This is a genomic window from Neobacillus piezotolerans (assembly GCF_003362805.1).
GTDB lineage: Bacteria > Bacillota > Bacilli > Bacillales > Cytobacillaceae > Bacillus_D > Bacillus_D piezotolerans.
Map to the genome: position 1 here is coordinate 1 of NZ_QNQT01000026.1, position 3,789 is coordinate 3,789.

The 3,789-nt window shown below is 20.8% G+C and carries 1 protein-coding gene and 2 pseudogenes; 1 reads left to right on the plus strand and 2 read right to left on the minus strand.

The genetic code is table 11. The features are described from left to right. Positions 1-2,326 precede the first annotated feature (2,326 nt). Positions 2,327-2,863 (plus strand): annotated as a pseudogene (locus DRW41_RS23785) (NADH-quinone oxidoreductase subunit H). Here the strand turns inward: DRW41_RS23785 and DRW41_RS23910 are convergent. Both DRW41_RS23910 and DRW41_RS23790 read right to left on the minus strand, forming a co-directional pair. After that, entirely contained in the window at positions 2,812-3,213 is a 402-nt protein-coding gene (locus tag DRW41_RS23910) for a hypothetical protein (RefSeq protein ID WP_240612596.1), read from the minus strand. The pseudogene DRW41_RS23785 and the gene DRW41_RS23910 overlap by 52 nt on opposite strands. A gap of 254 nt (positions 3,214-3,467) precedes the next feature. Continuing rightward, positions 3,468-3,635 (minus strand): annotated as a pseudogene (locus DRW41_RS23790) (hypothetical protein); the annotation flags it as partial. Between the last annotated feature and the right edge of the window lie 154 nt (positions 3,636-3,789).

A 3,789-nucleotide genomic window follows, 5' to 3' on the forward strand; every position in this document is an offset into this window, starting at 1 on the left:
TCTCACCTTATTCTATCCTCTCTCATACAAATAATGAGAACAAAGGAATATAATAAACACAATTATATACATATATAATACTACACTCTATATTTATTTATCAATCAAGAAGAAGTATATACGTTTCCCCCCCAGGCCCCGGCTTTTCCCCCCCGCCGGGGCCTGGACGGATATACAATTCCTATTTCTAATAAGTTTTAAATATATATATATATATTAATCCTAGAACTCCAATTCATAAAAATGAAGAGTTACATATAATGAAGTACAAAAAATTTACATTAAAATTACGTTCGAATATCATAAATGTCCTCGCATAATAATAACTTTAAAAAGTTTTGAGGTATGGATTTTTTTTCCTTTGATTTTAGTAAAATAGTGAAAAAAAAAAATCATTCATTTTCATTTATTATTCGTAAATCTATTAAAGTGTCAACGCACATAAAAATTTGATTTTTATAGAGATATATCGTATCTAATAGAAAAACAATATAAAAAGTGTTAATATAATCAATTAATATTAAAATATAAAAATAATTTTGTTTTAAAATCATCTTTCCTTATAAAATATAAAAGAATAATTAATAATATAATTGATAAATTTAAGTGCCAGCAATCGCGGTTATACTTGTAATCTAATTATATTAAATAACATTAAAATTAATATATTTATATACCAATTAATTTAAGATAAAATTTCATTATACAAATATATAAAAAAAAAATTAAAAAAAATTTTAAATTTAAAATAGGATTAGATACCCTAGTATATTAAAAAATTTAGGAAGTAAAAATTTTAATTAAAACCTAATTATAATGGCGGCATTTCATCTTATTAGAGGAACCTGTTTTTTAATCGACAACCCACGTTAATTTTAACTTTAATTAAAAATTTATATACCGCCATCTAAAAAACTAATTTTATAATAATATTTTCAATAAAAAATAAAAAGTTAGGTCAAGGTGTAATCAATATTAAAGTAAATAATGGGTTACTTTAAAATTAATTTAAGGATTATTATATAATAATATTTTATAAAAAAGGATTTAAAAGTAATATATTAATAATATTCTTATATGATTTAGATAATAAATGTGCACATATCGCCCGTCACCCTTATCAAAAATAAGGTAAGTCGTAACATAGTTGATATTTTGGAAAAAGTATCAAGATCAAATAAACTTTTATAGTATTTCACTTACACTGAAAATAATCTTTTATAACTTCCATAAATATTTTTTATTAAAAAAATTTTTTTTATTATATTACAATAACACTTATATTAAAACTGAAAAGGTATATACAATTATTAAAAAGAAAAACCATGTTCCTTTGGTATCAGGATTTATCAATTTTAAAAAAAAAAATTTTCTAATCCCGAAATTATATGATCTATTAATATTTATAATATTTATTTCAAAAAATTATTAAAATTATTAATAGAAATTAAACATTTTCGTATATATTATATCTGGTTTAAAAAGAAAAAAATAATTTTAAATAAAATTTAATAAAATAATTTATTAAATCAATTTAAAATCTTTAAAATCAAATTAAAAACTTATAGTATTTAAAAAGTATAATAACTTACACTAATAAAAATTCTCAAATTATAATATTTTTAAAAATATTACATAAAAATATAATGATAATATAAGTAAACTATTAATATTTTTAATAAAAACTCATCCAAAATTGAGTGACTGTTTAACAAAAACATTTTTATTAGCATTAATTAATAATAAAGTCTGCTCAATGAAATTTAAATAGCCGCTTTTGTGCTAAGGTAGCATAATAATTTGTCTTTTAATTAAAGACTAGAACAAAAGACTTAACATCTCAATAGATTTTTTTTAAAAAATTATTTAAATTATTTTAATTGTAAAAAAACAATTTTTAAAAAGAAAGACGATAAGACCCTATCGAACTTCACTTCAGTTTAACTGGGGCAGTTAATTAATTATTACTTTAATAATATTAAATATTTAATTTGACCTAATATAATTAATAACATAATTAAGTTACCGTAGGGATAACAGTGTAATAAAATTTTTAAGATCTTATTTAAAATAAAGATTGCAACCTCGATGTTGATTTAATATTCTAATTTACGCAATAGTTAATTAAGAAAGTCTGTTCGACTTTTAAAAAATTACATGATTTGAGTTCAGACCGGTGTAAACCAGGTCGGTTTCTATCTTCTAACAAAATTCTTCTAGTACGAAAGGACCTAAGAAAATAATAGTATTATAATATTGGCAGAATAATGCATTAGAATTAGAATCTAATTAACTATATATAATTACCTCATTTTTAAATTTTATTTTGATTTCCCTTAGAATTCTAATCAGAGTAGCTTTTTATACATTATTAGAACGAAAAATTTTAAGATATATTCAAATTCGAAAAGGACCTAATAAAGTAGGTATTATAGGAATTCTTCAACCCTTTAGAGATGCTATTAAACTTTTTAATAAAAATTTATTATCTTTAGAATCTATAAACTTTACATTATCATTTATAACTCCTTTTCTTTCTTTATTTATCTCCCTATGCATAATCCCATTAATAATATATAATTTTTCAACCTTAATTGACATTAAACATAATTTATTAATATTTTTTATTTTATCAAGAATAGGAGTATATTTCATTCTACTTATTGGATGATCAACTAATTCAAAATATTGTCATTTAGGATCTATTCGAAGAGTTGCACAAATAATTTCTTATGAAGTACCATTTTTCATAATCATTTTATTTTTAGTTTTATTATCTCAATCCTATTCATTTACTCAAATAGAAGAATCTCAGTATATATTATACTTTTTTTTTGGAAATATTCTCTTATTTATTATATGATTATCTTCTTGTTTAGCAGAAACTAATCGTAGACCATTCGATTTTGCAGAAGGAGAATCCGAATTAGTTTCAGGTTTCAATGTTGAATATATAGGAGGATGATTTGCTTTAATTTTTCTATCAGAATATTTAAGAATACTTATTTTAAGAATAATTTCAACTATAATATTTTTTAGTCCTATTAAATCTATCATTTCAATAACAATTATAATCATAATCACAATTATATTAATTTGAGTACGAGGAACATATCCTCGATTTCGATATGATATATTAATATTAATAAGATGAAAAATATTTCTACCTTTATCAATATTTATTATTATATTACCATTCATTATTCCATTCATATTTAATTAATTTTAAATTTACAAAATTTATGTTTTACTTAAACTAACCAATCAGACTTTAAAGAAAATTTCTTAAAAATTGTTTTCAAAACAATTAAAATAAAGCCAAACACAACTTATAAAATTATAAAATCCTGAATTTCATAAATTATTCAAAAAACTATAAATATTATAAAATACAAAAAACTAAATACTATCCCCAACCCTATATATGGATATTCTACAACACACGCACCAATTCATGTTAACAATATTCAATTTACAACAAAAACCCAATATATAAACTTTATAAAATAATAAAATAAAGTTCTTCGAAAACGATGCTTCAAAAAAAAAGGTAAAAAATATAAAATAACCACCGATATAACTAAAGCGATTACTCCTCCAATTTTTCTAGAAATAGAACGTAAAATAGTATAAGCAAATAAAAAATATCATTCAGGTTGAATATGAACGGGAGTAACCAAAGGATTAGAAGAAATAAAATTCTCTACATCCATAAAAATATAAGGAAACAAAAAACAAATAAATAAAAAAAAAACAAAAAAGAAAGCAAATCCAAAAATATCCCTAATT